The 13,918-nt window shown below is 37.1% G+C and carries 17 protein-coding genes; 10 read left to right on the top strand and 7 right to left on the bottom strand.

Going from position 1 to position 13,918, the window contains the following annotated elements; all coding sequences use genetic code 11:
* Positions 1–36 precede the first annotated feature (36 nt).
* Positions 37–609: a DUF502 domain-containing protein gene (locus ACWNMY_RS21310; protein ID WP_449540254.1), complete on the bottom strand. Its 573-nt coding sequence runs from the start codon at positions 607–609 to the stop codon at positions 37–39.
* A 172-nt stretch (positions 610–781) separates the two neighbouring features.
* Between ACWNMY_RS21310 and ACWNMY_RS21305 the strand changes: the two genes are divergently transcribed.
* Complete coding sequence (locus ACWNMY_RS21305; protein ID WP_449540253.1) at positions 782–1,084, top strand: hypothetical protein; 303 nt, start codon at positions 782–784, stop codon at positions 1,082–1,084.
* Between the two features lie 173 nt (positions 1,085–1,257).
* Positions 1,258–1,524: a Parvovirus coat protein VP1-like protein gene (locus ACWNMY_RS21300; RefSeq protein ID WP_449540252.1), complete on the top strand. Its 267-nt coding sequence runs from the start codon at positions 1,258–1,260 to the stop codon at positions 1,522–1,524.
* Between the two features lie 54 nt (positions 1,525–1,578).
* Here the strand turns inward: ACWNMY_RS21300 and ACWNMY_RS21295 are convergent, their stop codons facing one another.
* On the bottom strand, positions 1,579–2,556 hold the full coding sequence (locus ACWNMY_RS21295; protein WP_449540251.1) for a Rieske 2Fe-2S domain-containing protein: 978 nt from the start codon (positions 2,554–2,556) through the stop codon (positions 1,579–1,581).
* A 266-nt stretch (positions 2,557–2,822) separates the two neighbouring features.
* Between ACWNMY_RS21295 and ACWNMY_RS21290 the strand changes: the two genes are divergently transcribed.
* Complete coding sequence (locus ACWNMY_RS21290; protein WP_449540250.1) at positions 2,823–4,154, top strand: uracil-xanthine permease family protein; 1,332 nt, start codon at positions 2,823–2,825, stop codon at positions 4,152–4,154.
* A gap of 238 nt (positions 4,155–4,392) precedes the next feature.
* Here ACWNMY_RS21290 and hmpA read toward each other — a convergent pair whose 3' ends face one another.
* The gene (hmpA, locus tag ACWNMY_RS21285) at positions 4,393–5,616 is read right to left on the bottom strand and encodes an NO-inducible flavohemoprotein (protein WP_449540249.1); all 1,224 of its coding nucleotides are present in this window, start codon (positions 5,614–5,616) and stop codon (positions 4,393–4,395) included.
* 178 nt (positions 5,617–5,794) lie between these two features.
* On the opposite strand from hmpA, the gene ACWNMY_RS21280 reads away from it, so the two are divergent.
* Positions 5,795–6,247: an RrF2 family transcriptional regulator gene (locus ACWNMY_RS21280; RefSeq protein WP_449540248.1), complete on the top strand. Its 453-nt coding sequence runs from the start codon at positions 5,795–5,797 to the stop codon at positions 6,245–6,247.
* A gap of 68 nt (positions 6,248–6,315) precedes the next feature.
* On the opposite strand, the gene ACWNMY_RS21275 is transcribed toward ACWNMY_RS21280, so the two are convergent.
* Both ACWNMY_RS21275 and ACWNMY_RS21270 read right to left on the bottom strand, forming a co-directional pair.
* Positions 6,316–7,428 (bottom strand): ABC transporter permease, encoded by a 1,113-nt coding sequence (locus ACWNMY_RS21275; RefSeq protein WP_449540247.1) that lies wholly within the window; start codon positions 7,426–7,428, stop codon positions 6,316–6,318.
* Positions 7,429–8,358 carry an ABC transporter ATP-binding protein gene (locus tag ACWNMY_RS21270; RefSeq protein WP_449540246.1) on the bottom strand — a complete coding sequence of 310 codons (930 nt, stop codon included), beginning with the start codon at positions 8,356–8,358 and terminating at the stop codon, positions 7,429–7,431.
* Between the two features lie 185 nt (positions 8,359–8,543).
* On the opposite strand from ACWNMY_RS21270, the gene ACWNMY_RS21265 reads away from it, so the two are divergent.
* Positions 8,544–8,990, top strand: coding sequence for an RlpA-like double-psi beta-barrel domain-containing protein (locus ACWNMY_RS21265; RefSeq protein WP_449540245.1), 447 nt, complete (start codon positions 8,544–8,546; stop codon positions 8,988–8,990).
* A gap of 51 nt (positions 8,991–9,041) precedes the next feature.
* Here ACWNMY_RS21265 and ACWNMY_RS21260 read toward each other — a convergent pair whose 3' ends face one another.
* Both ACWNMY_RS21260 and ACWNMY_RS21255 read right to left on the bottom strand, forming a co-directional pair.
* Positions 9,042–9,197, bottom strand: a complete 156-nt coding sequence (locus ACWNMY_RS21260) for a hypothetical protein (RefSeq protein WP_449540244.1) — start codon at positions 9,195–9,197, stop codon at positions 9,042–9,044.
* A gap of 399 nt (positions 9,198–9,596) precedes the next feature.
* Entirely contained in the window at positions 9,597–10,649 is a 1,053-nt protein-coding gene (locus tag ACWNMY_RS21255; RefSeq protein ID WP_449540243.1) for an alpha/beta fold hydrolase, read from the bottom strand.
* Between the two features lie 183 nt (positions 10,650–10,832).
* Here ACWNMY_RS21255 and ACWNMY_RS21250 point away from each other — a divergent pair, with 183 nt between their 5' ends.
* The 5 genes from ACWNMY_RS21250 to ACWNMY_RS21230 all read left to right on the top strand — a co-directional run bounded on the left by ACWNMY_RS21250 (position 10,833) and on the right by ACWNMY_RS21230 (position 13,851).
* Positions 10,833–11,177, top strand: coding sequence for a MerR family transcriptional regulator (locus tag ACWNMY_RS21250; protein WP_449540242.1), 345 nt, complete (start codon positions 10,833–10,835; stop codon positions 11,175–11,177).
* Positions 11,174–11,626 carry an SRPBCC family protein gene (locus ACWNMY_RS21245; RefSeq protein WP_449540241.1) on the top strand — a complete coding sequence of 151 codons (453 nt, stop codon included), beginning with the start codon at positions 11,174–11,176 and terminating at the stop codon, positions 11,624–11,626. Before ACWNMY_RS21250 ends, ACWNMY_RS21245 begins: the two co-directional genes overlap by 4 nt.
* 97 nt (positions 11,627–11,723) lie before the next feature.
* Positions 11,724–11,855, top strand: a complete 132-nt coding sequence (locus ACWNMY_RS21240) for a hypothetical protein (protein WP_449540240.1) — start codon at positions 11,724–11,726, stop codon at positions 11,853–11,855.
* 162 nt (positions 11,856–12,017) lie between these two features.
* Positions 12,018–13,163, top strand: coding sequence for a PstS family phosphate ABC transporter substrate-binding protein (locus ACWNMY_RS21235; protein WP_449540239.1), 1,146 nt, complete (start codon positions 12,018–12,020; stop codon positions 13,161–13,163).
* A gap of 25 nt (positions 13,164–13,188) precedes the next feature.
* Positions 13,189–13,851 (top strand): DNA alkylation repair protein, encoded by a 663-nt coding sequence (locus ACWNMY_RS21230; RefSeq protein ID WP_449540238.1) that lies wholly within the window; start codon positions 13,189–13,191, stop codon positions 13,849–13,851.
* The last annotated feature ends 67 nt before the right edge of the window (positions 13,852–13,918 follow it).

Below are 13,918 nucleotides of genomic sequence, written 5' to 3'. Positions count from 1 at the left end.
CACCTCCTAGTGCGTTCTCTTTCAATTATAGTGTAACTATTTAGTAGTCATCCCGCCTGAAACAATAAACTTCATTGCATCCTCTGGTTTCACATCAATAATTTCGACTTCATCCTTTGGAAATAAAAAAGTGAAGCCTGCAATCTGAAACGTTTGTTGAACATAAACAGCTACATAATCCTGTAGAGGATCATAAAAACTTGCAACATCTTCTGTGGTAATAAAGCCTATTGCTTTGACCTCTGTTCCTGGAATCGTGATGAGAGCAACTTTCGAGAAGGACTTCTTTTCTCCAAGAAACGAGTTGAATGTGTCTTTTATAACAGAATAGAGCGTTTTAATTAATGGAATCTTTTCTAGTAATCTGTCAACTACTCGAAAGACGGTTCCGGTAAAAAACTTTGTTGACAACCAACCTAAAATAGTAATTAGAACAAACGTAAGCAGTAAGCCTATTCCAGGAATATAATCCTCCCTTAAATACGGTTTAAGGAAACTCCCTAAGATGCCATCTAAAAACATAAACACTTTAAACACAACATACACAACTAAAATAATAGGAACAATCGTTAAAATTCCTTTGATAAAATTTTGTACGATACTCTTCATTCTTTTTTCTCCTTATAGAGTAATACAGTGCTGGTACAAATTGTACACCACTTCTCATCGTGGTTACAAATGTAAATGGTTCTATTTTTTCATGTAATTTATATGATAAACTTTACAAAATTATCCAAACTTTTGATAGAATAAAAGATAGAGATAAAGGGGGAACGGTAAAATGGGATTATTTAGTTCAAAAGAGTCGTCAAAAAAGAAGGTATCCTCAAACGAAATTTCATGGAGAAAAAATAAAATCACAATTACAGATGATGGATATTTAGTAACTGAGGGGGTTATTAATGTCAATAGAATTCCAATCCGACATATTGAAACAGTTACATACAGTATAAACGTAACAAAGGATGTGGCTGCGCCAGAAATTCAATTAATTGGAAAAGGGGTTGTATTAGGTACACTAAAGGTTGGAAACGAAACAAAGGACGAAATCCAAGACTGGCTGCTAGAGAAACTAGGGATATGATGAAAGGCAAAGCTCGATTCTTACATCAGCTTGCCTTTTTTTATTGATCTTTTACTAGTCTCTTTGATTCCATATTATATCTAATTAGTTTGAAGTTTTGTTGCATCAGCCCTCTCTTTTAAGATTATTGTTACATATTTTATTACATAGGTAGGATAAAGGAGGGGAAGAGAATGAATCAAAGAAGGGGGTTCGGTTTTTGTATGCCTGGTTATAGATGGTGTGGACCAGGCTGCGGGGGATCAGGTCCGCCAACCAACCAAGTCGACTCTTGCTGCATGAGACATGACCTATGTTATCAGAGATATGGCCCGTCGCGTGAATGCGATCATGCATTTATGAACTGTTTACGTCATAATAGAAATCGGTATACAAAACAAGGTAGGGATGCCGCTTTTTTCTATAATGTCATGAGGTTTCGGGATCTTTTCAGACTATAAAAAAGTGCCTTTCCATACAACTATGTAGGGAAGGGCACTTATCAGAACTCCACCTTAGGCAGTTCCTAATGTTACACCTAATTTTTTTAAATATTGTCGGTATGCAATACTCATACGATCTGATTTTAAAGAAAGTTCAACCTGTAGATCTAACGGAAGGTCTTCAGGTTTTTGATTTTCAACAATAGGTTTGTCCTGTGCAAATATCATATCTTGAAACTCAATCGTTTCTTGATCTGATGTTCCTGTATCATAGTTAAAAGAAATAATACCGTGAGCGATTGATTTACCTTCTGTTACTGGTTGAATCATAAGAACAATTGTCATTTTATTATCTGAATCCGGGTCTCTTTTTGTAAACTGTACAACAAGTGGATTAAACACTTCGTACGTATAATACACGTCTTTCGATACACCAGTACCATCTGGATCTGGTTGAAATATTGCAATTTCATCTGAATAAATACGTTCCTCATCCTGATGAACACCGTAGTCCCCAATAACTGGTTTATCTTGAACCCCAAGGAAACCTTCATGAACAAAAGCGAGATGACCCACATCTAGGAAGTTCTCAACAACCCTCGGTGGGTTTGCATGAATTTCAGTTTGTCCCCATAACACATTTCGATAACTATCATCTAGAAACGGACGATAGGTAAACATTTTTGGATTATTATTATTTAAATTGACCCACACATAGCCATATTCTTCTCTACATAAATATTTGATTGCTTTCGCTTTAAGCGGAATCGCTCTACCTTCTGGAAGCTGAGGTATCTTTGTACATTCACCTTCCGAATTGTATTCCCATCCGTGATAAGGGCAGACAAGTTGTCCATCTTTTACACATCCTAATGAAAGAGCCGCACCACGGTGTACACAGAGGTCTTTAAACGCATGAATACCATCTTCAGTTCTAAAAAGTACAATTCTTTCCCCTAAAACAATGACTTGTTGAGGTTCTTCTTTAATCGTTTCAGCTTTTGCTGCAACCACCCAATTATCTCGTAATACTTGGTCTTCAACTAACATGACCAATCCTCCTTATTTCTTGTATTCCCTGATTATATTCTAGTGATAATTCTTTATTTAGTCAACAAAAACCGAACATTAAATAAACCGCATAAATAAATATTCGTATTTTGTATTTACATTTTTGGAATCTTTATTTATAATGCAAAATATGTTACACGAAAAGCAATTTTCTGAATCATTCCGTTTTTACCATTCGTAACCAGAGTATTACACTCTGAAGTAGCAGTCATTTTTCATATTTTTCATTTCTAGGGGGAAGAGTAGTGGAACAAAAAGTGCAAAACCCGAACTTAACAGTCGGTGTAAATGACAAAATCAGTGTGGGAAAATCACTATTATTAGGTTTTCAGCATGTTCTAGCTATGGATCTTTACATCGCACCAATTATTATTGCGGGACTACTAGCTTTAAACACAATGAACACAACTTACTTTATTCAAATGTGTTTCCTTGCAGCTGGTATCGCAACGCTTATCCAGACAATTGGGGGATTAAAATTGCCTGTGGTACAAGGACCTTCCTACGTTCCGATAGGTGCATTAGCTGCAATTGGCGGGAAGCTTGGAATGGGGGCTGTATTTGGTAGTTTATTACCTGGGGCACTCCTAATTGCGATCTTAGGCTATCCGCTAAAAGTTTTTGCTAAAACCGTTCGAAAGATTATTCCTCCATTAGTAGGCGGAACTGTTATTGTCATTGTAGGAATTTCATTAATGCCGAGTGCATTTAACAGCATTTATTCAGCACCGGGAAATGTAGGTCATAACGTACTTATTGCTGCTGTGTCAGCCGGAGTATTAATCATTAGTATGTTACTTGGTCGCAAGAAATCAGGAACAGGAACATTCTTCCGTTTGCTTTCTGTTATTTTCGCAATTGTTGTAGGAACAATTACTGCTTCCATATTCGGAAATGTAGATTTTTCACCAGTTAAGGATGCAGCATGGATTTCATTACCTAGCTTTTTCCCATTTGGTGCACCCGTTTTTGATCTACAAGCTGTGTTAACAATGGTATTCATTTATATGATTATTTTAATTGAGACAACTGGTACGTGGTTTGTAGTTTCAACGGTTACTGGGGAAGAATTAAATGACAAACGTCTAAATCGTGCATCAGCAGGGGAAGGAATTGGTTGTTTTGTAGGTTCTTTATTTGGTGGAACTCCAATGACTGGCTATTCATCAAATGCAGGAATTATCGCGATTACAGGTGTTGCGAGCCGTATGGCAATCATCGCTGCAGGTGTTATTTTAATTGTTCTTGGTCTCATTCCAAAGCTATCTGCGATTATTACATGTATCCCTGAACCAGTTATCAACGGGATCTTTGGTGTCGTTTGTGTAGCCATCGTGATGAATGGACTTAAAGTTATTCAACATATAGATATTGATGATCGTAATATGATGGTAATTGGTGTTCCTATCCTTTTAACTGTTGGAACGATTGTTATGCCAAAAGAAATTTTGTATAGCGTACCAGACTTCGCAAATTACATTCTTTCTTCTGGTACTGCTGTTGGGGCAATTGCCGTACTTGTTCTGAATCTGTTGATTCCAGAGGAAAAGAAGAAAACGAAAAAAGCTGCTGCTTAAAGACAAAAGCGCAAGCGCCTTGATCAGCCCCGACAAGCATAAGACGAGACGGTGAGAAGGTTGCTCTTTAACCTTCTTGACGGATTGGCTTATGACCTCGAGGGGCTAGGCGCTGGAGCTGGATGTAGATAAACTCATTTACAACGTTGATTTTTATAATTTCCTAATCAACATAGAAGCCATCTAGCATAAAAGCTAGATGGCTTTTAACTAGTTTGAGAAATCACTAGTTACTTACTTAGGCATTTACTGTTTCGGTAACAGGTTCTTGTAATTCACTTGCTGGACCGAAAAATTCAAAATGAATGTTATCATCGGCAACTCCCCAAACCTTTAACGCGTTGTACATCATCTTCATAAATGGCACTGGACCGCAGAAATAGAAATCTGCTTCCTTTGAGTCAACAGTCGCTTTTAACCAATCTAAGTCAACAAAGCCTTCCTTATCAAAATTCATCTCTTGTTTGTCCTGTTCGGTAGGGGAAGAATACACTACAAAATTCTTCACATTTTCTTTTGTTGCTGCTATTTCCGCTACCTCATCCTTTAATGCATGAACCTGACTATTTAGTGCACCATGGATAAACATTACTTCACGTTCTGGCTGTTGCTCTACAATTGTATGAAGCATACTAACCATTGGTGTTAACCCAACTCCTCCACTAATAAGCACAACTGGTGTCGCTTTTTCATTAAGTACGAAGTCACCTGCTGGAGCACTAATGGCAACAACATCGCCTTCATTCACATCTTGATGTAAAAATGAGGAAACCACACCATGTTCTTCACGTTTTACACTGATTCTATAATAATCCTTACCAGGTGCATCAGAAAGACTATAGTGACGTAGATGTGTATACGTATCACCTTTAGGCTGAATTTTTACAGTTAGATATTGACCAGCCTTGTATGACGCGATTTCTTTTCCGTCCTCAGGTTTTAAGTAAAAGGAAGTAATGACTTCACTTTCAGTAACCTTTCGATCAACAATGAAGTTTCTGAATCCAGCCCAACCTCCAGACTGTTCTGCAGCTTCTTTATACATTTCTTCTTCAACACCAATAAATGCATCTGCAATGACACCGTATGCTTCTCCCCATGCATTGATTATTTCATCGGTAGCTGCATCACCAAGAACATCTTTAATGGCAGCAAGTAAATTTTCACCAACGATAGGATAATGCTCTGGCTTAATTCCTAATGCACGGTGTTTTTGACCAATTTGTTTTACAACTGGAAGAATAGCTCCTAAGTTATCAATATTTGCTGCTGCTGCATATACAGTATTTGCAAGGGCAGTTTGTTGGCGTCCTTGTCTTTGATTGGCATGATTAAAGATATTCAATAATTCAGGATGGTTACTAAACATTACTTGATAAAAACGTGTTGTGATATCTTTTCCGTGTTTTTCAAGAACTGGAACTGTGCTTTTAATGATTTCAATTGTTTTTTGATTTAACATTACGAAAAAACGCCCTTCCTAAACATATATTTACTATACATGTTTATAATATAACGACAGTGATAACAAAAGATACCCTAAAAATACATCTTTTAAAAAGTTGTCACATTTACGAGGGGCCGGGACTTTCGTGCTATAATAGAATAGAAAGCTCATCAATTTAAGGAGTTTTAGTAGAATGAAGTTAACAAACTATACCGATTATTCCTTACGCGTACTCATGTATTTAGCTATGAAAAATGAGGATGAATTAAGTACCATACAGGAAATTGCAGATACGTATCATATCTCTAAAAATCATTTAATGAAAATTATTCATCATTTAGGAAAGCTAGAATATATCAAAACCGTTCGGGGCCGTAACGGGGGATTCAAGCTAGCAATGCATCCAAAGGATATAAACATTGGAGAAGTCGTTACCAAAACAGAGGATGATTTTACAATAGTAGATTGCTTTAAAGACGGTGGGGGATACTGTTCGATTTCTCCTTCTTGCAAATTAAAGCATGCCCTTTATGAAGCACTTCAGGCATTTATTAATGTACTAAAAAGCTATACATTAGAAGACCTTGTGACAAACAAATCTGATCTTGTTCAGTTAATTCGTGCATCTACTGATAGTACCGATTGATCGGCAGAGGTACAGCATACTATGATCCCACAAAGAAGAGCATCGATCATTAGCGATGCTCTTTTTTGTTATCTCGTTTCCACAATTGATCGACTTCTGTATAACCACAAACCGATACCGTAAGATAGAAGACCCCAGATTACAATATTGCCTATTCCAAGCCAAAGTGATGCTGTAAATATACTAGTATCATAGACCATACTATCTCTCAATCCTTCTGCAAAATAAGTAAGTGGTAAAATGTTTGAAATAGGCTGTAGCCAATCAGGCATTGTTTCAACCGGAAAGAAGATGCCACTTAAAAACATCATCAGAAAGCTACTAATATTCGCAACTCCCATATACGCTTGTGTTGTGTTGCTAAAAGAAGAGAAGAGGTATCCCATTGCAGTAAACGCTAGTGAGCCAATTAAAAATATGACAAGTAGACTCGGAAAATTAATGAACAAATTCGCGCCAAATAATAAAATTCCAATTAGGGTTAATAGTACGATTTGTACAACACTAAATAATAGTCTCATGATGATATCACTCAACCCAAAAAGTCCCATGTGCGCAGGGGTCATACGTAGTCTTTTAATCAATCCTTTTCGTCGCATGTCAACCATACCAACCATACCAAACATTCCACCTTGTGATATCGACAAAGCGATCATACCTGTTAAAAGAAAATCAGTATAGCTCAATTCAGTATTGCCTGCAGATACTGACTCAAATTCAATCGTATAAGTAGGAGAGGCTCCGACAACTGATAAGTTCGCTTGTTGAACAAGTTTATCTAAAATCGCTGAAACCGCTTGGGTGGAAACAGATTGTTCATCTTCTTTATTAACAATAAGTCCAATCGAATTTCCTTCTCCTGAATCCGGTAATACGATTGCAGCATCAACATCTTTTTCTTTTACTAAATGGATGGCTGTATCTTTACTAACAGGTTCTTTTGTTTCGATTTGTAAGATTGGAATGCTGGATATTTGAGAGAGCAACAGTTCTGAGTTTTCGTTACTACTGTTATTTACAATCGCAACCTTAGCTTGAAAATCTTCGCTTGAAGAACCACCAAATATAAGCATAAAAATACTCATTAAAATAACAGGATAAAAGATTCCCCAAAACCAAGCTTGTTTTTCACGGAGCGTCATTTTCCATTGTGCAGAAAACATTTTCTTAAACTGATTCATTTAATCCCTCCATTCCTTACCGGTAAAGGAGATAAACACATCTTCCAGACTCATTTCACGAATTGAAACCTGCTCAACCGAATAATTATTCTCCTTTGTAAATTTAAAGATGTCATATAACGTTTCTTCTGGTTGAATCGTCCAGAGTTTTACATTACTGCCATGGCGTTCAGTTCTAGTAACTGTTTCTAGGGCATTCGAAATTTCCTCCGCTTTCATCGCGACTTTTTCACCGTCTAGAAAGGATAATCTTACTTCTCGTTCCTTTGTCAATTTTTCAATAAGGGCGGAAGGAGTATCGATTGTCACAATTTTGCCCTGATCAACAATACAAACACGATCACTCAGTTTCTCAGCTTCTTCCATATAATGAGTTGTAAGAATAGTCGTTTTCCCTAGCCTTTTTAGCTCCAAGACGATATCCCATATATTCCTACGTGCTTGAGGATCCAGTCCAGTGGTTGGCTCATCCAGAAAAATAATTTCAGGATCACTAATCATCGCGAGTCCGATTGCTAATCTTTGTCGTTGTCCACCAGATAGTTTTTTCACTTGATTTTTTCGGTGCTCCATTAGATTAACTAGTTGTAAAATTTCTTCAGCAGACCGCGCATAATCGTAAAAGGAAGCAAACAATTCTAAATTTTCCTCTGGCGTTAGCAGGTCAAACATTGCCTCAGATTGCGGTTGAACCCCAATTTTCTTTTTTATCTCTGTTGCATGTTTATCCCATGTTAGCTTTCCAAATTGTATGTCACCTTGATCAGGAGTAACCAAACCTTCAATCATTTCAAGTGTAGTTGTTTTACCTGCACCATTCGGTCCAATAATCGTGAACACTTCGCCAGGGTTTACATAAAAGCTAATATCTTGCACAGCATGAATTGTACCGAACGATTTCTTTAGATTTTTCACTTCAAGAATTGTCATCTATTTTCACTCACTTTCTAGAAATCTATATTTCACGATTTCTATGGTTCATCCCAAAGAAGTATATGTGTAATCACAAAGTCTTACGACAGAAATCCGAAATAGGAACCAAAAATTGTCGTCGCACATACATTTAAGTAGACGAAGTAATTAGAAAATATGAGAGAAAAAGGAGAAGAAAAGAGATGACACGACAAATGTCTGGTTTTTACTGCCCTTATTGTCATGGTTACGTAGATACACGGAATATGTATGAACAGCATTACTATCAGCCATACACACCACAATACCCGGGACCATATTATGGATGGGATTGGAATCGAAACCCAGAGACAATTTTAGGAAAAGCAACGTGGACATGGGGAGGGACCCCAACAAAGTGTGAAATTGGGTGGTCCTATGATAACAACATGACAGTGGCTGTCGGAGAGAAAAGTCCTTACAAATGTGGTCAGCAATTACGTATACGAAATGTAACGTTTGTTCCACATCAGGACATTATAGTTACGGTAGTTGATGAGGTAAAAAATTATCCTGCTAACCGAATCAATCTCCATCGGAAGGCTTTTGAAGCATTAGGTGCCGCACCAAGTGTAGGGGTATTAAATGTAGAAATCACACCTTTATCGTAACAAAAGGAAAGGGATGACAAGTACAAAAAATATTTGTCATCCTTATTTTGACTACTTATCTACGTCTGTTTGAGACATCTGCTCAAGAGCCTTTTCCTCTTGGGCTCCATCATGGTTTGTTTCCTCATTACTTTCAGCATGTAACGCATCATACGCTGGATTCGTTATGTAAAGTACTTGATTCTTCAGGTGTTCGTTTTTCTCCATTAATACCCATCCTTTCTAACATTTTATTTTTCTAATATGGCTATTTTGGATAAATTTTACACATCAAAATCTATTTTCTTCTCCTTAGCATAAGAAACCCTTATACGCACTTTGAATGAAAAACAGATGAAGTAGTAGATAGACTTAAGAAGGAATGGAAAGCATACATCCAAACTGCAGACAAAAATGAAACACACTTAATACATATGGGTGACTTATTAACGGATGGCATTGTCAAACAGTTTCCAGATAAATTTAAATAAGTAACAAAAAAGACCGTCCACTAGATGTAGGCGGTCTTTCAAAATGGTTACAAAAACTAGCGTACGAATTTGCTAATTCGCCGTCTTAATTCCAGCACTTTCTAAGATTTAACTAAAGATTCTAGAGTCAAACATTCTAAACCGGAGTTGCTAGCAACTCACCTAGATGCTTGTCAATTTGCTCAAAATAAGCTGGACCATCTCCACCAAACAAACCAAAATGACCACAGATGCTTGTAATAACTCTAAGCTCACTATTAGGGATCATTTTTTGTTCGGCTTCGCAATCTCTTGGTGGAAAGAACATATCTTCATCAATAGGCATGACAAAAGTTTTTGCTTTTATCCTTCCAAGTGCTTCTTCTAGGTTTCCATCTGTTAAACGACTAACGTCTCCGCGCTGCCATTTCCACGCCATTGTTAGTAACGCATTTGGATCCATCGCGGCAAATAGAGGTTGTAAAAAGTCATTTACAAATTCATCTACAGAATTCACACCAAACGCGGTCCATTTTTCCTGCTTATAAAACTCTGTACTTAGTCCCATAACAGCCCATATTTTCGCATGTCGGTTTAGCCCATCTGTCACATCCGCACTAGACTGATAGTTTCCGTCATTCCAGCCTGGATCTGATGTAATAGCCTCCATTAAGGTGTCTGTGAAGATAAAATCATGTATCGTATTTTTAGCAGTCCCCGCAATTGGAGCCGCACGTTTCACCATGTCTGGATATCTGACTGCCCATTCATATGTTTGCTGTGCACCCATCGATCCACCAACTACAAGGGCAATTTCCTCAATTCCATACTTTTCTGTAAGTAACTGATGCTGTGCCCGGACATCATCACCAATTCTAACATTCGGGAAACTAGCCATACTTATTGGTGCAGGACTATTATGAGGGGAACTAGACAGCCCATTCCCAATTTGGTTCATAATTATAATAAAATACTTGGAAGGATCAAGTGCTCGCCCTTCTCCAATATAAGGCTCGTATGCCTTATTTGTACCAGAAAACCAAGTAGGGATCACAATAACATTATCCTTTGCCTCGTTTAACTCACCGTATGTTGCATAGGCAAGATGGCAATTAGGAATGTTTCCTCCTTCTTCAAGTACAAAATCTCCTAGATTATGTAGTTCATATGGGCCATGAAATTCTTGCGTATAAAACGAATTTTCTATCATATAAAATACCACCTTTCTTCCTACTAGATTCTATTACTAAATATATAGAAGAACTACGGTATTCAGAACTACAAGATGGACAAACTTAAACAAACCGTCCTAGGTTGGATATAATAGATTTATAAAACTATTGACTGTGTAGTGTACCCCATAGTTTACGATAATAGGGGAGGACAAATAAAGATGTATAAAATTAGTGATTTTGCTGAAATGACAGGTTTAAGTAAGGAAACGTTACGGTATTATGCCGAGGTAAAACTGCTCGAACCAGCTTACATCGACCCAAAAAACAAGTATCGCTACTACGATGATGGCAGCTATTTTCTAGCAGTGCTTTTAGTGAAACTTCGGAAACTAGGCTTTTCCATTCAAGAAATGATTTCAGTAATGGAAGACGAGTCTTTCGCAAACTTAGATCAATTACTATTGCAAAAAAGATACAAGATCGAAAAGGAAATGGATGAACTTCGTCAACAACGTAAAGAAATTGATGAATTTCTCGCATCAGGCAAGGAGGAAATAGAATGATTCAGTGGAAAGAAGAAATGATAATCGAAGCAAATATTGAAAAGGTATGGAGTTTGTTTGCGGATCGAAACATTAAAAAGATCATGCCCAAAGTGGAAGAACATACCCTAATCGAAAAATCAGAAATTGAGGTCGGAGCGAAGCACCAACAAACATATCGTGAAGGAAAACGATTGGAGACGTACATTGTTGAAACCAAACAATATGAAAACAAAGAGGATCTAAAGCTTAAACAGACAAGCTTTGTATTAGGGAAAGCCTTTGAAATTAAGACAACCTATACATTAGTAAAAATAGACGAGTCCCACACAAAGTTCATTTATGAAGGACAAAACAAAGGAGTAAATTTTGTTGGTCGAGCTATGCTAAAACTCAGTAGCCAGAATGCGAACAATCATGTTGTAAAAGAATTCATGGAACGAGTACGTGACGAAGCACTAACAAATTGATTCTCATTAAAAATATTTTTATTCGTATGCACATATTCGGTTTCCCATCATATACTACCTATTGTGTGAGAAAATAGTTAGAAGGGAAGTAAAGAACATGAGCAACCAGATTAAAACACCTATTACCAATGATTACAAGGATCAAGACGGCTACAAAATTATCGAAGTAAACATCGCTAATCCAACAGAAAACCTCTATGCTGTCGTAACTCCTATCAAAATGCAGTAGTCATATAATAGAAATACTATCTTTTCAACGTAATGTTACATAGAAAGGATAGTATTTTTTATTTTCTTTTTATTCTGCCATTTCCTAAACCATATGTTTCCAAAATATAGTAATATAGAAGTAGGAATTTTGATCTTTTCGATACCACTTTAGGAGGAACGTATGAGAGTAGCTGCAGGGATATTCATCGTTTTATCAGTCGGTTTTATTGGATTTATCGCAACGATTTTTTCGGCTCTATCAAGGAACGCTGAATTTTATGTACCTTTTACCATCATCAGTACGATTGGAGTCATCATCTTTCTTAATCTAGCAATCTTTGGACAAGTAAAGAAAAAGATTCCAAAGATTGTATCACTATTATTTTTTGCTCTATGCTTACTATCTATAATTACTTTTAACGGATACCAAGCCTATGTAAATAGTCTTGAAGTAGTAAGCACACAAGATGTTGATTTAACAGAGTACCAACCTTTTACTGAAAATACAAAAGCTGTTTCATTAGAAGAGCCTTCTACATTTAAAATAAAGGATAACCTGCCAACGATTGATGGTGCGACTGCTCTTTATCCAGTTTATTCAGCTTTTGTGCAAGCCGTCTATCCTGAAAAGGAATACCCACTATACGACAGCGAAGTGGTATCTAGTCAAACGAGCGAGGCTTTTGGGCGCTTGCTGAATGGGGATGTCGATCTTATATTTATGGCACACCCTTCAGATAATCAAATGAGGAGTGCTGAAGCACAAGGAATCGACCTACATTTAACACCAATCGGCAGAGAAGCTTTTGTTTTCTTTGTCCATTCAAAAAATCCCATAAGTAGCTTAACAGTTGGACAGATTCAAGGTATTTACTCTGGGCATATTACAAATTGGAATGAAGTTGGAGGAAAAGATGAAGAGATTCGTGCATTTCAACGTCCTGAAGGAAGCGGTAGTCAATCTGCTTTACTCCGTATTATGAATGGTCTCTCACTCATGGAACCTCCTTCTGAAGATATTGTATCTGCTATGGGTGGCATTATAACCGAAACAACGAATTATCAAAACAGAACAAATGCAATCGGATTTTCTTTCAGACATTTTTCGCAGAATATGGTTCAAAATGGTAAAATTAAAAATATAGCGGTTGAAGGTATTCTACCCACTAAGGAGAACATTCAAAACGAAACCTATCCATTTGTAGATCAATTCTATGCAATCACTGCTAAAACTGATAATCCACATATAGAGGCATTTCTTACCTGGATGACATCTGAACAAGGTCAGGAAATTGTTGAAAAGACTGGATATGTACCATTGAACTAGATTGTATGTAAAAGGATGTTAGATAATGAATGAGATAACGTATTTAACTGCATTATTTGAAGAGAATCGGTACATTGAAAATGCAGGACCCATGCAAAAATATATGAAAAACCATTTTCCGTTCCTAGGTATTAAAACACCAGTAAGACGGAAATTGATGCGTGACTTTTACGCCGAAACAGGGATTGTAAAACAGGAGTTTCAACAGGAACTTGTAGAGCAATTATGGAGGAAGGAAGAACGGGAATATCAGTATGCTGCGTTGGATTATTTAGTGAGGTCATTAAAGAAGCTTACTTCCTCGCATCTACCATTTATCGAAGAGCTTATCACAACTAAATCATGGTGGGACACTGTTGACGTTTTATCTCCACATATAGTCGGGAAGATTGGGAGGGAAACGCCTCAAGTCATTACCGAAACAATTAATGAGTGGGCATATAGTAATCATTTATGGCTAATACGTTCCTCGATTCTGTTTCAGCTAAAATACAAAGAAGAAACAAACGAAACCATTTTATATCACTACATAACTGCGAATGCTTCCAGTAAAGAGTTTTTCATCCAAAAAGCTATTGGCTGGGCATTACGGGAATACTCCAAAACAAGTCCTGACTCGGTACGAGCTTTTATTCAAGAAAATACGTTACCAAAGTTAAGTATCAGAGAAGGTAGCAAGTACATATAAGAAGGTTGAGTTATTATCCCCGACTGTTTGAGAGCGCTTGTCAGACAAGGCGCGAAGCCGATCGAAG

The organism is Ferdinandcohnia sp. Marseille-Q9671 (assembly GCF_976954385.1).
Note: the sequence above shows the minus strand (reverse complement) of the source record. Positions and strands in the feature narration are given on the sequence as shown.